Origin of the sequence: Cognatilysobacter tabacisoli, from assembly GCF_003586305.1 — a bacterium.
Lineage (GTDB): Bacteria > Pseudomonadota > Gammaproteobacteria > Xanthomonadales > Xanthomonadaceae > Cognatilysobacter_A > Cognatilysobacter_A tabacisoli.
Genome location: NZ_QXJI01000001.1, coordinates 1,083,168 through 1,098,643, shown reverse-complemented (window position 1 = coordinate 1,098,643; position 15,476 = coordinate 1,083,168). Strand labels below are relative to the sequence as shown.

14 protein-coding genes are annotated in these 15,476 nt (G+C 72.9%); 7 read left to right on the top strand and 7 right to left on the bottom strand.

All coding sequences use genetic code 11. From position 1 onward, the window contains the following. Window positions 1–213 precede the first annotated feature (213 nt). The 4 genes from D3A60_RS09625 to D3A60_RS09610 all read left to right on the top strand — a co-directional run bounded on the left by D3A60_RS09625 (window position 214) and on the right by D3A60_RS09610 (window position 5,427). Complete coding sequence (locus tag D3A60_RS09625) at window positions 214–1,257, top strand: sulfate/molybdate ABC transporter ATP-binding protein (RefSeq protein WP_119719068.1); 1,044 nt, start codon at window positions 214–216, stop codon at window positions 1,255–1,257. A 67-nt stretch (window positions 1,258–1,324) separates the two neighbouring features. After that, window positions 1,325–3,004 (top strand): ABC1 kinase family protein, encoded by a 1,680-nt coding sequence (locus tag D3A60_RS09620; RefSeq protein WP_119718450.1) that lies wholly within the window; start codon window positions 1,325–1,327, stop codon window positions 3,002–3,004. A 64-nt stretch (window positions 3,005–3,068) separates the two neighbouring features. After that, on the top strand, window positions 3,069–4,448 hold the full coding sequence (locus D3A60_RS09615) for a M28 family metallopeptidase (protein WP_119718449.1): 1,380 nt from the start codon (window positions 3,069–3,071) through the stop codon (window positions 4,446–4,448). A 79-nt stretch (window positions 4,449–4,527) separates the two neighbouring features. Next, entirely contained in the window at window positions 4,528–5,427 is a 900-nt protein-coding gene (locus D3A60_RS09610) for an alpha/beta hydrolase (protein ID WP_196778702.1), read from the top strand. A gap of 36 nt (window positions 5,428–5,463) precedes the next feature. On the opposite strand, the gene D3A60_RS09605 is transcribed toward D3A60_RS09610, so the two are convergent. From D3A60_RS09605 to D3A60_RS09590, 4 genes are all read right to left on the bottom strand, one after another. Next, window positions 5,464–6,516 (bottom strand): glutathione synthetase, encoded by a 1,053-nt coding sequence (locus D3A60_RS09605; RefSeq protein WP_119718447.1) that lies wholly within the window; start codon window positions 6,514–6,516, stop codon window positions 5,464–5,466. 2 nt (window positions 6,517–6,518) lie between these two features. Further along, the gene (locus D3A60_RS09600; protein ID WP_157981452.1) at window positions 6,519–8,516 is read right to left on the bottom strand and encodes a peptidase MATCAP family protein; all 1,998 of its coding nucleotides are present in this window, start codon (window positions 8,514–8,516) and stop codon (window positions 6,519–6,521) included. After that, complete coding sequence (locus tag D3A60_RS09595) at window positions 8,509–9,312, bottom strand: N-formylglutamate amidohydrolase (RefSeq protein WP_119719067.1); 804 nt, start codon at window positions 9,310–9,312, stop codon at window positions 8,509–8,511. Before D3A60_RS09595 ends, D3A60_RS09600 begins: the two co-directional genes overlap by 8 nt. 131 nt (window positions 9,313–9,443) lie before the next feature. After that, window positions 9,444–10,490 carry an ornithine cyclodeaminase gene (locus tag D3A60_RS09590; RefSeq protein WP_119718445.1) on the bottom strand — a complete coding sequence of 349 codons (1,047 nt, stop codon included), beginning with the start codon at window positions 10,488–10,490 and terminating at the stop codon, window positions 9,444–9,446. A gap of 143 nt (window positions 10,491–10,633) precedes the next feature. Here D3A60_RS09590 and D3A60_RS09585 point away from each other — a divergent pair, with 143 nt between their 5' ends. Beyond that, complete coding sequence (locus tag D3A60_RS09585) at window positions 10,634–11,053, top strand: Lrp/AsnC family transcriptional regulator (RefSeq protein WP_119718444.1); 420 nt, start codon at window positions 10,634–10,636, stop codon at window positions 11,051–11,053. 42 nt (window positions 11,054–11,095) lie between these two features. Here the strand turns inward: D3A60_RS09585 and D3A60_RS09580 are convergent, their stop codons facing one another. The 3 genes from D3A60_RS09580 to D3A60_RS09570 form a co-directional block, all read right to left on the bottom strand. After that, window positions 11,096–11,437, bottom strand: coding sequence for a hypothetical protein (locus D3A60_RS09580; protein ID WP_119718443.1), 342 nt, complete (start codon window positions 11,435–11,437; stop codon window positions 11,096–11,098). 85 nt (window positions 11,438–11,522) lie between these two features. Further along, entirely contained in the window at window positions 11,523–13,379 is a 1,857-nt protein-coding gene (locus D3A60_RS09575; RefSeq protein WP_231120458.1) for a DUF7844 domain-containing protein, read from the bottom strand. Further along, entirely contained in the window at window positions 13,376–13,678 is a 303-nt protein-coding gene (locus D3A60_RS09570; protein ID WP_119718442.1) for a DUF2388 domain-containing protein, read from the bottom strand. The genes D3A60_RS09575 and D3A60_RS09570 overlap by 4 nt, the downstream gene beginning before the upstream one ends. A gap of 162 nt (window positions 13,679–13,840) precedes the next feature. Here D3A60_RS09570 and D3A60_RS09565 point away from each other — a divergent pair, with 162 nt between their 5' ends. Together D3A60_RS09565 and D3A60_RS09560 are read left to right on the top strand one after the other, a co-directional pair. Then, a complete protein-coding gene (locus D3A60_RS09565; RefSeq protein ID WP_119718441.1) occupies window positions 13,841–14,107 on the top strand; it encodes a DksA/TraR family C4-type zinc finger protein in 267 nt (88 codons plus the stop codon). A 112-nt stretch (window positions 14,108–14,219) separates the two neighbouring features. Next, window positions 14,220–15,476: a putative DNA modification/repair radical SAM protein gene (locus tag D3A60_RS09560; RefSeq protein ID WP_119718440.1), complete on the top strand. Its 1,257-nt coding sequence runs from the start codon at window positions 14,220–14,222 to the stop codon at window positions 15,474–15,476.

Sequence of the window (15,476 nt, the reverse complement as noted above, 5' to 3'; positions counted from 1 at the left end):
CGCCGGTGGCACTGTGCTGCCGCCTGCCATTCGCTGCGCCGCGGCTGGAGTCCCGCCATGGCGATGCCCTCGCACACGCCCGTCGTCCCCATTGAGTCGGCACGCGGCTACCGCGGCTCGGACCCCGCGCCTGCCACGGCCGCGACGGGCGCGGCGGCCCGCGCGCGGGCGGGCGGCGACGCCAATGCCAGCGCGTCCGCGGCCGGCAGCGGGATGGAGCTGCACCTGCGCGCGCTGACCAAGCGCTACCCCGGCGTGGCCGCGCTCGACGGCATCGACCTCGACATTCGCGCTGGCGAGCTGGTCGCGCTGCTCGGCCCGTCGGGCTCGGGCAAGACGACGCTGCTGCGGGTGATCGCCGGACTGCTGCACGCCGACGGCGGGCAGGTGCTGTTCGGCGGCCGCGACGCGACCGCGCTGAGCCTGCGCGAGCGCAACGTCGGCTTCGTGTTCCAGCACTACGCGCTGTTCAAGCACATGACCGTCGCCGAGAACATCGCGTTCGGCCTGCGCAGCCGGCCGCGCCGCACCCGGCCGGACCAGGAAACGATCGCGCGCCGCGTCGACGAGCTGCTCGCGCTGATCCAGCTGCCCGAGCTGGGCGGCCGCTATCCCGAGCAGCTGTCGGGCGGGCAGAAGCAGCGCGTCGCGCTGGCCCGCGCGCTGGCGATCGACCCGCACGTGCTGCTGCTCGACGAGCCGTTCGGCGCGCTCGACGCGAAGGTCCGGGTCGAGCTGCGCCGCTGGCTGCGCCGCCTGCACGACCGCACCGGGCAGACCACGCTGTTCGTCACCCACGACCAGGAGGAGGCGCTGGAGCTGGCCGACCGCGTCGTGCTGCTCAAGGACGGCCGGATCGAGCAGGTCGGCACGCCGGCCGAGCTGTACGACGCCCCGGCCAGCGCGTTCGCGTTCGACTTCATCGGCCGGGCGTCGGTGCTGCACGGCGAGGTCCGCGACGGCCAGTTCAGGCCGGCGGTGGCGACGACGGTGCACCTGCCGTGCGACGCCGCCGACGGCGCGGCGACGCTGTACGTGCGCCCGCACGACGCCGCGCTGCAGGCGCACGGCGACGGCGTTCCGGCCGAGGTCGTCGCGGTGCACAGCGCGGCCGGGGCGACCCGGGTCGAGGTGTCCGTCGGTGCCGGCGCGCCGACGCTAGAGCTCAGCGTGCCCGGCGACGCCGCCGGTGCGCCCGCCGTGGGCCAGCGCGGGGTCGTGTCGCTGCGGCGCTATCGCGTGTTCGGCGCCGGCTGAGCGGCGGCCGGAGCCCGCGCCCCGACCGCGTTAGAGTGGGGCGCGACCCGCGCGGGGGCTTCCGGACATGTGGGACACGCTGTTCGCCACGCACGACCTCGGCCGCGTCCACGCGCTGGCGTCGATCCTCGTGCGCTACGGATTCGGCGACCTGGTCGCCCGGTTCGGTCTGGCCCGTGCGCTCGGCCGCGCCGGCCGCGTGCTGCCGCTGGGCGGCCTCGACGCGCTCGCCGCGCTGCCGGCGCCGGTCCGCGTGCGCCGCGCGATGGAGGAGATGGGGCCGAGCTTCGTCAAGCTCGGGCAGGTGCTGGCCACCCGCGTCGACCTGTTCGGTCCGGAGTGGATCGCCGAGTTCAGCCGGCTGCAAAACGCCGTGCCCCCGGTGCCGTCCGACGCGATCCGCGCGGAGATCGTCGCCGCGCTCGGCGCCGCGCCCGAGGCGCTGTTCGCGCGCTGGGACGACGCGCCGCTGGCGGCGGCCTCGATCGCGCAGGTCCATCGCGCGTGGCTCGCCGACGGCACCGCGGTGGTGGCCAAGGTGCGCCGGCCCGGCATCCGCCCGGTGATCGAGGCCGACCTGCGGCTGCTCGAGTCCGCGGCGTCCCGCATCGAGAAGAGGTTCCCCGAGGCCCGGCGCTTCCATCCGGTCGGCGTGGTGCGCCAGTTCAAGGCCTCGCTGCTGCGCGAGATCGACCTGGCCGCCGAATGCCGGCACGCCGAGCGGGTCGCCGACAGCTTCCGCGACGACCCGCGCCTCGTGATCCCGCGCGTGCACTGGTCGCTGACCCGCGAGGCGGTCAACGTGCAGGACTTCGTCGACGGCATTCCGGTGTCCGACCTCGACGCGCTCGCGGCGGCCGGCGTCGACCGCGTCGCGGTCGCGCGCATCGGCGCGCAGGTCGTGCTGAAGATGCTGCTCGACGACGGCTTCTTCCACGCCGACCCGCACCCGGGCAACGTGTTCGTGCTGCCGGACGGTCGCATCGCCGTGATCGACTTCGGCATGGTCGGCCGGCTGTCGCAGGCGCGCCGCGAGCAGGTCGTGTCGCTGCTGTTCGGACTGGTCGAGCACGACAGCGCGCAGGTGACCGAGGTACTGCTGGACTGGGCCGAGGGCGCCGAGCCCGACGAGGCGCAGCTGGCGTCCGACATTGATGCGTTCGTCGACCGCTACCACGGCGTGCCGCTGGGTCAGCTCGACCTGGCCGCGATGCTGCTGGAGATCACCACGCTGCTGCGCCAGCACCGGCTCGCGCTGCCGGCCGACCTGGCGCTGCTGGTCAAGGTCTGCCTGACGCTGGAAGGCCTCGGACGCAGCCTCGATCCGGACTTCGACATGGCCCGGCAGGCGCGGCCGTTCCTGCGCCGGGCGGTGCGCGCCCGCTTCGGCCCGCGCGCGCTGGCGCGGCGCAGCGCGCGCCTGGCGTCGGAGGTCGGCGGCCTGCTGTCGGCGCTGCCGCAGGACCTGCGCCGGCTGCTGCGCGCCGTCCGCGGCGGCAGCGCACGCGTGCACATCGACGTCGGCCACCTCGACGACCTCAACCGCCAGATCGGCCATTCGGCCAATCGATTGGCTGGAGCGATGGTGATCGCCGCCTTGATCGTCGGCTCCTCGATCACGATGACGGTCGACGGCGGGCCGACGCTGCTGGGCCTGCCGTTCTTCGGGCTGCTCGGCTTCGTCGGCGCCGGCGTCGCCGGGCTGTGGCTGCTGCTGTCGATCTTCCGCAGCGGCGGCGGACGCTAGCGCCGCGTCGGCGCCCGCCGCGCGCAGGGCATACTCGCGGCCTGTCCGAACGGAACCTCCCGCGATGCGTCGATCCGCTGCCGCCGTCCTCCTGAGCCTGCTGCCCGCCGCGGCGTTCGCGCAGCAGCCGCCCGCCGAACACGCCGAGCTGCGGCGCATCGGCACGGCGCCGTCGGCGGCGCGCATCGAGGCCGACATCCGCACGCTGGTCGGCTTCGGCACCCGCCATACCCTGTCGGACACGAAGTCGGAGACGCGCGGCATCGGCGCGGCGCGGCGCTGGATCTTCGCCGAGTTCGAGCGCATCTCGCGCGAATGCGGCGGCTGCCTGGAGGTGCGCTATTCGAGCGGCGTCATCGAGGGCGAAACACGCATCCCGAACGCGACCGAGGTCGTCAGCGTGATCGCGATCCAGCGCGGCACGACCGACCCGAACCGCTACGTGATCATGAGCGGCGACATCGACTCGCGCGTCGGCGACGTCATGGACGCGACGTCCGAATCGCCCGGCGCCAACGACAACGCATCCGGCGTCGCCGGCACGCTCGAGGCCGCGCGCGTGCTGAGCCGCTACAAGTTTGCCGGCTCGATCGTCTACGCCGCGCTGGCCGGCGAGGAGCAAGGGCTCTACGGCGGCCGCATCCTCGCCGAGCAGGCCAAGCGCGACGGCTGGCGAATCGAGGCGGTGCTCAACAACGACATGATCGGCAACAGCGCCGGCATCACCGGCATCGTCGACAACACCACCGCGCGCGTGTTCGCCGAGGGCACGCGCGCCACCGAGACGGCCGATGAAGCGCGCGCGCGCCGCTTCACCGGCGGCGAGGTCGACTCGCCGACGCGCAACCTCGCGCGCTACATCGACCGCATGGCCGGCTACGTGCCGAACCTCGACGTGATGATGGTCTACCGGCTCGACCGATTCGGCCGCGGCGGCCACCACCGTCCGTTCAACGATCTGGGCTACCCGGCAGTGCGGGTGATGGAAACGCACGAGCACTACGACCGCCAGCACCAGGACCTGCGCACCGAGACCGACGCGCAGGGCCGGCGCCGCGTCTACGGCGACACCATCGACGGGGTCGACTTCGCCTACGCCGCCAAGCTCACCGCGCTCAACGCGGTCAGTCTGGCCGGCATGGCGTGGGCGCCGCCGCCGCCGGCGGGCGTCACCGTCGAGGGCGCCGTCAGCGCCGACACGACGCTGAAGTGGACGCGCCCGCCAGCCGCGCAGGCGGCCAACCTGGCCGGCTACAAGGTGCACTGGCGGCTGACTACCGAGCCGCAGTGGACCCACAGCGTCTACGTTGGCGGCGTCACCGAACACACGCTGGCGAACACCGTCATCGACAACTACTTCTTCGGCGTGTCGGCCGTCGCGAAGGACGGCAGCGAGAGCCCGGTGGTGTTCCCCGGCGCGGCCGGCAGCTTCGGCGGGTACTGAGCGCCGGGGTCGGCCGCCGCAGGACCGGCCATGACCGATGGGACACGACGCGCTGCGCGTCGGTCCCCACGCTGGGCGCATGCGAACGGGACCCGGGACGATGCGCGTGATGAAGTCGATGCTGCTGGCGGGCCTGTTGGCCGCGACGGGCGCGGTCGCCGCGCAGGACGCGGCGCCGAAAAAACCGTCTACCGCCGGCCGCACCGTTCACGTGCTGACCCCGCCGCTGGCGCTGCACGGCATGGGCCGTCCGCGCACGCTGCGGGTGTACCTGCCGCCGGGCTACGCAGCCGGCGACCGGCGCTACCCGGTCATCTACATGTTCGACGGCCAGAACCTGTTCGACGACGCGACCGCGTACGCGGGCGAGTGGGGCGTCGACGAGTCGATGGACGCGCTGGCGCGCGAGGCGGGGTTCGAGGCGATCGTCGTCGGCATCGACCACGGCGGCGAGCAGCGCTTCCACGAGCTGATCCCGTACTTCAACGTGCGCTTCCTGCCGAACCAGGGCGCGGCCTTCGTCGACGATCTCGTGCGCGTGGTCAAGCCGTTCGTCGACGTGCAGTACCGCACCCGGCCCGGGCGCGAGCACACCGCGATCGTCGGCAGCTCGCTCGGCGGCCTGTCGGCCAGCTACGCGATCCACCGCGCGCCGGACGTGTTCGGCAAGGCCGGCGTGTTCTCGCCGTCGTACTGGGTGTCGAAGGATGCCTACGCCCATGCGCGCGCGGCGGCGCTGCCGGCGGACGCGCGCATCTACCTGTACATGGGCGACCGCGAGGGCGGCGAGGCCGTCCCCGACGTGGAGCGGATGGCCGCGCAGCTGCGCACCACGCTCGCCGATCCGGGCAACGTCACGCTGCGCATCGCGCCGGGCGCGGAGCACAACGAGGCGGCGTGGCGGGAGGAATTCCCGACCGCGGTGCGCTGGCTGTACGGGCTGCCGACCGCAGCGGCGACGGCCCCCGGCGCGCCCTAAAGGGCAAGGTCCCGCGGGGGGCCGGCGTGCCGATCGCTACAGCGTCGCGAGCGTGCGGTTGTCGAACTGGCCCGGGAACTCGGCCGCGATCTCGACCTTGCGCTCGATCGACGCGAGCACCTGGCTGGCGAAGTTGACCCCGGCCATGTCGCTGCACGACTGCAGGTTGCCCGGGCTGAACACGTTCACCTCGAGGATCGTGTCGCCGATGATGTCGATGCCGACCAGGAACATGCCGTCGGCAATGACCTTGGGCCGGATCAGCTCGGCCACGCGCAGCTCGCGGTCGGTGATCTTGACCGGCACCGCCTTGCCGCCGGCGTGGATGTTGCTGCGGATGTCGTCCTTCGAGCTGACCCGGCGCATCGCCGCGTACTTGCCGTCGACCTCGAGCGGCCGCCCGTTCATCAGGAAGAAGCGGACGTCGCCCTTCTCGGCCTCCGGCACGTAGGCCTGCGCGATGACGTAGCCGTCGCGGCTGATCGCCTCGATCATCTGGTTGAGGTTGGCGGCGTTCTTGGCGTTGACCAGGAACACGCCCTGGCCGCCGGAGCCCTGCAGCGGCTTCAGCACCACCTTGCCGCCGTGCTGCTTGGCGAACTCCTTGATGTCGGCCGGCATCCGGGTGATCAGCGTCTGCGCGCGGACCTCGCTCGGGAACGACTGGAAATACAGCTTGTTCATCGCCTTCGACAGCGAGCCCGGGTCGTTGAGCACCAGAACCCCGCGCTCGGTGGCGCGGCGGCCGAACTGGATGCCGGCGTCCTCGGCCCACGGGCGCTCGGTGGCGTCGCGCGACGGGTCGTTACGCAGCATCAGCACGTCGATGTCGGTGACGTCGATGCGCTTGGTCTTGCGTGCGACCGACTGCACGTCCTTGAAGAACTTGTCGAGCGTGCGCGACTTGGTCTTCGCCGCGGGCACCATCCGCGCGTGCACGCGCATCCGGTCGTCCGGGCTGAACACGAAGTCGCCGGGGGTGATGTAGCAGACGTCGTGGCCGCGGCGGGCGCACTCGTGGGCGAGGACGGTCGTCGTGTAGCGCGGGTACTCGTCCTCGAGCGCGTTGACGAAGAAGGCGATCAGCATGGTCAGGGGTCCAGGGTGGGGGAGAGCCGGGTGAGGTCGAGCAGGGTGGCGCCGCCGCGGATGCGTTCGATCCGCGCGGCGACGTCGGGACGGTCGAGGAACTCGGGTGCGACGAGCGGCGCGCGCAGCAGGCCGCGCACGCGCAGCTCGTCGACGGCGGCGACGTGCGACGCGGCGATCTTGCCGAGCCAGAACGGCGCGAGGTCGCCATGCGCGGCGACGATCGCCAGCACCTGGCGCAGGCCGCGCAGGTAGATCGCGTCCTTGGCCATGCCGCCGGAGCGGAACACGCGCGCGACCAGGTTGAATGCCGGCTGCGCGCGGAAGTCGTGCTCGTCGCGCAGCAGGCGGTAGGTCTCGACGAAGGTGGCGTCGCGGATCATCGCGTCGACCGCGACCACGCGGCCGGCCAGCAGCCGCAGCCGCGCCGGCGTGAGCCCGCCGACGACGAGCTCGGCGAACACGCCCAGCCCCTCCTGCACACCCTCGTAGCCGGCCAGACCCGAGCCGAACACGCCGAGCCCCTGCCGCCGGCCGTTGACGGCCGTAAGCACGTGCACGCTGACCTCGTGCTGCAGCAGCGCGTCCAGCCGGCGGCGCGGCACCAGCGTTGCGGTCGACACCAGCACCGAGCGGCCGGTGACCATCAGCCCCGGCGCGATGTCGTCGCGCAGGCAGACCTCGGCGTCGAACCCCGGTGCGCGCGCGCGGTAGCGGTCGATCAGCGCCTGCGCGGCGTCGCGCACGCCGAAACAGTCGACGCCCTCGTCGGCGAGCGCGCGGCCATCGTCGTGTACCGAGCGCAGGATCGAACGCGCATCGTCGAGCAGCTCGTCGTCGACGCCGCCGTACTGCAGCAGGGACGCGTAGCGGAACGACGGCGTGTTGCGGGTCTGCAGCATCGTCAGCTGCTGGTCGAGCTCGCGCTGTTTCTCCGACAGCAGCGATTCGAGCAGCGGGTCTTCGCAGGCGCGCACGTCGATCGCGTGCAGCGCGCCCTTCGCGGCCGCGGGGTCGATCGGCAGCGGGCGGTAGTGGAACGTCGGCTCGACGTTCTCGCCGGCGGCGCGGAAGCGCGCGAACGCCGCAACGGTGTCGATCGGCGACACCCCGAGCAGGAAGTCGAACGAGGCGCTGATGGCCGTCAGCCGCCGGTCGACCTCGAGCGCGGCATCGAGGAAGCGGCTGCGCCCCAGCGCGCGGTGATGCGCCGGTGCGGGCAGTCCGCTCGCGGCCATGTGCGCGGCCAGCGCGCGCAGCAGCGCGTCGAACACGCCGGACTCCAGCTCGTGGAACAGCTGCGGGTACACGGTGTCGCTGCCCGGCACGCGATGGACCTGCGGCAGCCCGAGCGCGAGCCACGCGACGCCGTCCCCGGCCCGGTCGAGCCGGGACAGCAGCCGGGCCAGCGCGTCCGGAGCCCGCGCGGCCGGCTCGGTGCGGACGCTGGCGACGCGCTGGTCGATGCGCAGCGTCGCCAGCGCGTCGGCGAGCGCCGTCTCCGCCTGGCGCGCGGCCCCGTCATCGCTCGCTGCCAGGGTGAATTCGAAGCGCTCCAGCCGCGCGCTTTCTGCGTCCAGCGAGGCGTCGCACGGCAGGTCGTGCAGCCACACCAGCAGCGGCGCGCCGGGCCCGCGCCCGCTGTGCGCCTGTGCGGCGCGCAGCAGCCGGGCCACTTCGCGCCGCACCTCGGCGTCGGCGGGGTCGGACGCGGGCCAGGCGATGCCGGCCGCGCTGATCAGCGCCAGCCTCCGCGCGAGGCTCGCGCGGTCGTCCTCGTGGCGGCCCAGCACCAGGAACGGCAGCGGTCGGTCGACGTCGAGCCGCCCGCCGTGCTGGAGCGCGCGCCGCGTCGCGACGGAGGCCGGATCGGCAGCGGCCGCACGCTTCGCCGCGACCCGCCCGGGGGGAAGGGCGGTCGGCTTCGACGCGTTGCCGCGGGACGGCCGCGGCGTCGCGCCGTGCATGCCCGCGCCCGGCGGCGGCGTTGCACTAGCCATGCAGGCGCTCGCGCGCGACGTCGGCGGCGGCGCGGATCAGGCCGCGCATCGCGTCCACGGCGGCGCGGTCGGGCTCGCCGGTCCACTCGTCCATGTAGAACTTCTTGAACTCGATCGCGATCGCGCAGCCGGTGCCGGGGTAGCGCTCATGGATGAAGCGGGCCAGTTCGCCGCGTCCCTGGAAGGCGACGTTCTCGCGGACGTCGAGGCGCCGGCCGAGGAACTCGAAAGCCGCCATCGACGCCATGACCGGGTCGACAACATGCGCCCACTGTGCGCGCGGCATCGACGCGCTGCCGATGTTGATTTCCGGCGCCTTCTCCGGCGGCGTGGGCGCCGCGTCGGCGCCGTCGCGGCGGTGGTTGTAGCTGTGCACGTCCAGCAGCACGAAGCGCCCGTGCACGGCGACGACGTCGTCGAGCCAGTGCGCCAGCTGCGCGTAGAACGCGCGATGCAGCGCGCGCGAGCGTTCGACCACGGCGTCCGCGGGCGGCGCCTTCCACAGCTGCAGGCCCCAGCACTGGTCGGGCGTGCGGTACACGGCCTCGTCGATCGCGCGGTTGAGGTCGACCTCGAAGCGCGACCGGTGGACGATGACGTGGCTCGGCACGTCGCGCACCGCGTCACCGGTGAACGGGTCTTCCTCGCGCAGGCGTTCGGCGGCCGGGAGCGCCACCGCGTCGGCCAGCTCGGCGCGCAGCCCGTGGCCGTCGTGGATCGCGGTGGCGATCACGCAGTCGTCGCTGCGCTGCTGGGTCCACCAGGGGGTGAGGTCGTGGAACGGGGCGTGGGGCATCGACGGCGGTGCGTGGCGCCCGCGCGCCGGCGGGCCGTGCCGCGACTGTCGCGACACTGCCGTCCACGACGCGTGACCGGGGCAACGCGCCGTTCAGTCCCGACGCGTCGCCCCCGCGACGCGAACGCCGGTCAGGCGGCGCGCCGCCGCGCCACCGGCGCGCCGACGAGGTGGCCGTAGAGGTCCTTCGGGTCGGCGAGCTGCGGGATCAGCCCGACATCGACGCCGAGCCCGAGCTCCGACGCGCAGTCGCGCAGCAGCCGCAGTGCCGAGTAGTCCTCGAGCGCGAAGCCGACCGAGTCGAACACCGTGGTCTGCCGTGCGTCGCGCCGCCCTTCGGCCTGCCCGGTGAGCACGCGCCACAGTTCGGTCACGGCGAAGTCGGCCGGCATCTGCTGCAGGTCGCCTTCGATGCGGGTCTGCGGCTCAAACTCGACGAACACCGCCGAGCGCGCCAGCACGTCGGCGTGCAGCTCGGTCTTGCCCGGGCAGTCGCCGCCGACGCCGTTGACGTGCATACCCGGGGCGAGCATGTCGGCGGTCAGGATCGTCGCGTTGGTCTTGTCCGCGGTGACGGTGGTGACGATGTCGGCGCCGCGGACCGCGTCGGCGGTGCTCGCGCAGCGCTCGACGCGCAGGGCCGGCGCGGCGGCCGCCAGGTGCGCGGCGAGCTTGTCGGTCGCGTCGATGTCCACGTCGAACAGACGCACCTCGGCGATGCCCAGCAGGTGGTGGAACGCCAGCGCCTGGAACTCGCTCTGCGCGCCGTTGCCGACCAGCGCCATCACCTTCGAATCGTTGCGCGCGAGGACCTTGGCGGCCATCACCGACGTGGCGGCGGTGCGGATCGCGGTGGTCAGGGTCAACTCGGCCAGCAGCGTCGGCGTGCCGGTCGCGACGTCGGCGAGCACGCCGAACGCCATCACGGTCGGCAGGCCGACCTGGGTGTTCTTCGGGTGGCCGTTGACGTACTTGAAGCTGTACTCGCGCGCGTCCGAGACCGGCATCAGCTCGATCACACCCACGTCCGAGTGCGACGCGACGCGCGCGCACTTGTCGAACTCGGGCCAGCGGCGGAAGTCGGCCTCGAGGTAGTCGACCATGCGCGCCAGCAGCGCCGGCAGGCCGTTGGCGGCGACGATGCGGGCGACGTCGTGGGTGGTCAGCAGGGTGGTCATGGCAACAGCCTCGGGATCGGAAGGCGCGCAGCGCGCGGACGCCATCCATTGTCCGGACCGGCGCGTCAGCGCAAAACGGCAGAAATGCGTCGTTTTGGCCAAGCTCCTGGCATTTAGTCAAGTTTAGATGCCAATATGTCCAAATGGACGCCCTCGACCAGCAGCTCATCGCCCGCCTGCGCGCCAACGCCCGCGCCTCGATCGCCGAACTCGCGCAGGCGCTGAAGGTGTCGCGCGGGACCGTCACCAACCGCATCGCGCGGCTCGAGCGCGACGGCATCATCGTCGGCTACACCGTGAGGCTGCGCCCAGATGCGTCTCCGGATGAGATCGTCGCGTGGACCGGCATCGCGGTCGAAGGCAACCAGCAGTCGGTCATCCGCGCACTGCTCGGCGAGCCCGGCGTCGCCGCGCTGCACGACACCAACGGGCGCTGGGACCTGCTGGCCGAGCTGCGGGTCGGCAGCCTGGCCGAGCTGGCCGCGGCGCTCGAGCGCATCCGCAAGGTCAAGGGCATCAGCGCGACCGAGACCAGCCTGCACCTGCAGAGCTTTCGCGGCTAGCGCGGCGCGGGCGGCCCGCTCGACGCGGTCTTCGGCGCGTCGCTACAGCTTGACCAGGTCCGCCAGCCCCCAGCCCTTCGCGGTGGTGCGGCCGATGGTCTTGCGCGCGTGGACCACGAACGCGACCTGGCCCTTGAAGCTGGACGGCAGCAGGTCGCGCATCGTGAGCGAATAGATGCCCGGCATGTCCGCTTCGTCGAGCGGCACCGCCAGGTCGACGTCCCATGCCTGCATGCCGCGCCACACCGCGAAATCCTTGGTGCCCAGGCCCTTGACCGGCTTGCCGTCGGGCAGGCGCACCTTGACCGTCAGGAACACGCGCGAGACGCCGTCGGCGGGTTCGTAGGCGTGGTCCGCCTTGGCGTGCAGGGTCAACTCGGCCATGTCGTGGAGCTCCGCGGGAGGGAACCCTAGCCAACGCCGGATCGCGACGCGGGCGGCCAGCGCCGCCGGATCGACGCGACGCCGCTCAGCGCAGGCGCAGGCCGCCGGCCTGCTCGTGCAGCGTGCGCACGCGCTGGCCGAGCGCGTCGACGTTGGCCTCGGTCGCATCGAGCGCGGCGCGCCGCGCCGGTTCGAGCCACTGGCGTCCTTCGCGGTGCAGCTGCGCGCTGCGCTGGCGCCACTGCGCGGCACGCGCGTCGCTGCCGACCGCCAGCATCCCGCGTTCGGCGCGCTGCGGCACGCCGTAGCCCGCGCCCGGGACCAGCATCGCCGGTCGGCTGAGCAGGCCTTCGATCGCGAGCAGCTCGTCGAGCGTTGCAGCCGCGCTGGCGCGCTCGGGCGCGGCGGTTCCCAGCAGCCGGCGCTTGAGCGCGTCGCGCGCCAGCAGCTGCTCGCGGCGCAGGGCGGCCTGCTCGAGCAGCAGCAGCGCCGCGCCGGCGCGCAGATCGGCCTGCGCGATCCACGGCGCGCGCTCGGCGGGCGGCAGTGCCAGCCAGTCCTCGACCCGCGCCTGCGGCAGAGGCAGCGACGCGCGCGCCGCGTCGAGCATCGCCTGGTAGCGGTCGCTCAGCGGTTCGAAGTAGTGGCCCAGCCGCAGCGCCTCGTCGCGGTCGTCCAGTACGCGCGGATCGGCGATGCCGGCGCGCTCCAGCCGGCGCAGCAGGCCGGTCGGAGTGATGCTCGACAGGCCGGCCGCGGCCAGCCGCGGCACCCCATCATGCAGCAGCTTGTACGTCTCGACCGCGCAGTTGTTGCCGACGAAGTAATAGCGGCCGTCGTAGCTCCAGTGCAGCTGCGCCGCGCGCTCGAGCAGCGTGGCGATCTCGTCGCGCGACACGTCTAGCGGGATCGACTGCAGGCCGCGCAGCTCGACCTTGGTGTACTCGTCGATCACCTGCGACAGCGGCAGCACGAACAGCCGCGACGGATAGTCGCCGGTCAGGCCGCGCCAGCTCGAGATCTGCACGTCGTCGACGAACGCGCGGAACGACAGCACCCGGTGGTGGGCCAGGTCGAGCCGGCAGTCCGGCCCCGGCGCGCGGCCCGGTGCGCAGATCACCAGCCGCAGCATGCTGTGGCCCCAGCGGCTCATCGGCCGCGCGTTGGCCTCGGCCAGCAGGTAGTCGACCGCGTGGACGCGGGCCGGGTCGATCGCGAGCAGCGGCGACGCTTCGGTCTCGGCGTCGGCCTGCACGAACGGCAGGTCGGGCGGGCACGGCGGCGCGGGGCGCGACGAGCCGGTCCGCGCAGCGAAGTGAGCATGCAGCGCCGGGCGCCGGCACGCGTACTCGGGATCGAGCACGAAATGCTCGAGGTTGACCGCGACGAATTCGCGCGGCGTGGCCAGCTCGTACGGATCGGGGCTGCGGTCGGAGAAGGCGCTGCGCCGGGTGCGCAGCCCTGCGGCGAGCGGCCGCACCTGCCAGCCGGCCAGGTCGAGCAGGCGAGGGTCGCGCGACAGGCCGCCGGCGCGGCTGCGGTCGTAGACGTGTGCGAGCTCGTGCAGCAGTGCAGCGCGCGCCGCACGGGCGTCGGGATCGGTCGCGGACCGGTCCGCGTTGACATCCCGCAGGTGCGCCATCCAGCCGTCCAGCAGCGAACGGCGCAGCGCGATGCGGTCGCCGCGCGCGCGGCCGTGCACGCCGTCGGGCAGGTCGTCGTCCCAGTGCAGCTGCAGCGGTCGTTCCAACGCCGTCGCCCACTGCGGCGGCAGGCGCTGGAGCACGTCGTCGATCAGCCCGGCCGACGCCGCGAGCTGCGCCGGCGTCAGGTCGCGCGGGTGGGTCGCGATCGAGGGGCTGGCTTGGGCCGTCGCAACCAGCCACAGCAGGGCGAGCAGCGGCCACGCCCGCGGCGGGCGAAGCCGGTGCCGCGCGATCACAGCGCGAGGATGGCCTGCGCCAGCTCCATGTCGCTGGCGCGGCGCGCGTCGGCGTTGCGCTCGCGCAGCTGGCGCAGCGCGGCCTCGAGCTGGGCGCCGCGGATGCGGCCGTTGCTGGCGACGAAGCTGGCCGCGTCGTCGCGCGCCTGCAGCACCACCTTGTCGTCGCCCGACGAGCTGCCGGACGAGGCCGACGAGCCGGCGGCCGAGGAGCCGGCCGACGAACCGCCGAAGCTGCTGGCGGCCACGGGGGCGGAAGCGAGGGCCAGCAGGGCGCAGAGCAGGATCGGTCGCAGCATGGTCGATGAAGGCTTCAGGTGGGGCGCACAGACTACCCGCTCGACGCCGGATGGCGCTGAACCCCGTCGCACTTCGCGCCCGCGGTGGAAGCGGGCGACGACCCTTGCATCACGCACTGCGACCCATAAATCCACCTTATCGAAGCGAAGAGGGCAGCGGCCATGGCGACCGGATGGGCGGGCGACGGCGCGGTGCAGGACCAGATCGATGCGACCGTCAAGGACGCGATCAAGCGCGCGCGCAGCCAGCTGCCGACCGGCCCCGGGCTGGAGCGCTGCGAGGAGTGCGACGCGTCGATTCCCGAAGCACGGCGCAAGGCGATGCCGGGCGTGCGCCTGTGCGTGCCGTGCCAGGAAGCGCACGATCGCGAGGACGGGCCCAGCGCCGGCTACAACCGCCGCGGCAGCAAGGACAGCCAGCTGCGTTGAGCGGCGGCGCCGCGTCTGGCGGCGGAGCTGAACTGTTCGGTTTCGGCGCGGGTGCGTCTCACGGGCTGAGACGCGCGTATGGACAATCGGGTGCCCCGCGGTCCACTGCCGAATGAACGTCCTCGACAAGCTCTCGATCCTCGCCGATGCCGCCAAGTACGACGCGTCGTGCGCGTCCAGCGGCGCCGGCAAGCGCAATTCGCTCGGCAAGGGCGGCGGCGTCGGCAGCACCGAGGGGATGGGCATCTGCCACTCGTACACGCCCGACGGGCGCTGCGTGTCGCTGCTGAAGATCCTGCTGACTAATTTCTGCATCTACGACTGCGCGTACTGCGTCAACCGCGTATCGAGCAACGTGCGCCGGGCGCGCTTCACGACCGAGGAAGTCGTCGACCTCACGCTCGACTTCTACAAGCGCAACTACATCGAGGGGCTGTTCCTCTCCAGCGGCATCCTCAAGAGCGGCGACCACACGATGGAACAGATGGTCGAGGTCGCGCGCAGCCTGCGCGAGGATCACCAGTTCCGCGGCTACATCCACCTCAAGACAATCCCGGAGGCGTCGCCCGAGCTGCTGGCGCAGGCCGGCCGCTACGCCGACCGCCTCAGCATCAACGTCGAGCTGCCGACCGAGGGCGGGCTGAAGAAGCTCGCGCCGGAGAAGAACGCGACCGGCATCCGCGGCGCGATGGGCCAGCTGCGCTGGCGCATCGAGGAGGCCAAGGAGCAGCGCAAGGCCACGCCGGTGCGCAAGGCGAAGCCGCCTCGATTCGCGCCGGCCGGGCAGAGCACCCAGATGATCGTCGGCGCCGACGCGGCGGACGATCGCGACGTGCTCGACACCAGCGTCGCGCTGTACGGCAACTACCGGCTTCGACGCGTCTACTACTCCGCGTTCAGTCCGATCCCGGACGCGTCGGTGGTGCTGCCATTGAAGGCGCCGCCGCTGGTGCGCGAGCACCGGCTGTACCAGGCGGACTGGCTGCTGCGCTTCTACGAGTTCGACGTCGACGAGATCGCGCCGCGCGCGGCCGACGGCACGGCGACGCTGCTCGACCTGGACATCGACCCAAAGCTCGCGTGGGCGCTGCGCCACCCCGAGTGCTTTCCGGTCGACCTCAACACCGCGCCGAAGGAGCGCCTGCTGCGCGTGCCGGGGCTGGGCACGTCGAGCGTCAAGCGCATCCTTGGCGCGCGCCGGCACGGGCGGCTTCGGCTCGACGACCTGACCCGGCTGCGCGCGCCGCTGAAGAAGGTGCTGCCGTTCGTGCAGGTGCTCGACCACCACCCGGGCGCGCGGCTCGAGCGTCCGGACGCGCTGCGCGCCCAGCTTGCGCCGGCGCCGCGGCAGGCCAGCCTGTTCGGCTGA

Excerpts from the sequence above, each read along its gene's own strand:
- D3A60_RS09565 (WP_119718441.1), top strand. The coding sequence starts at position 13,841 with ATGGCGACCGGATGGGCGGGCGACGGCGCGGTGCAGGACCAGATCGAT.
- D3A60_RS09595 (WP_119719067.1), bottom strand. The coding sequence starts at position 9,312 with ATGCCCCACGCCCCGTTCCACGACCTCACCCCCTGGTGGACCCAGCAG.
- D3A60_RS09605 (WP_119718447.1), bottom strand. The coding sequence starts at position 6,516 with ATGCTGATCGCCTTCTTCGTCAACGCGCTCGAGGACGAGTACCCGCGC.
- D3A60_RS09580 (WP_119718443.1), bottom strand. The coding sequence starts at position 11,437 with ATGGCCGAGTTGACCCTGCACGCCAAGGCGGACCACGCCTACGAACCC.
- D3A60_RS09570 (WP_119718442.1), bottom strand. The coding sequence starts at position 13,678 with ATGCTGCGACCGATCCTGCTCTGCGCCCTGCTGGCCCTCGCTTCCGCC.
- D3A60_RS09585 (WP_119718444.1), top strand. The coding sequence starts at position 10,634 with ATGGACGCCCTCGACCAGCAGCTCATCGCCCGCCTGCGCGCCAACGCC.
- D3A60_RS09590 (WP_119718445.1), bottom strand. The coding sequence starts at position 10,490 with ATGACCACCCTGCTGACCACCCACGACGTCGCCCGCATCGTCGCCGCC.
- D3A60_RS09625 (WP_119719068.1), top strand. The coding sequence starts at position 214 with ATGGAGCTGCACCTGCGCGCGCTGACCAAGCGCTACCCCGGCGTGGCC.
- D3A60_RS09620 (WP_119718450.1), top strand. The coding sequence starts at position 1,325 with ATGTGGGACACGCTGTTCGCCACGCACGACCTCGGCCGCGTCCACGCG.
- D3A60_RS09560 (WP_119718440.1), top strand. The coding sequence starts at position 14,220 with ATGAACGTCCTCGACAAGCTCTCGATCCTCGCCGATGCCGCCAAGTAC.
- D3A60_RS09610 (WP_196778702.1), top strand. The coding sequence starts at position 4,528 with ATGCGAACGGGACCCGGGACGATGCGCGTGATGAAGTCGATGCTGCTG.
- D3A60_RS09615 (WP_119718449.1), top strand. The coding sequence starts at position 3,069 with ATGCGTCGATCCGCTGCCGCCGTCCTCCTGAGCCTGCTGCCCGCCGCG.
- D3A60_RS09600 (WP_157981452.1), bottom strand. The coding sequence starts at position 8,516 with ATGGCTAGTGCAACGCCGCCGCCGGGCGCGGGCATGCACGGCGCGACG.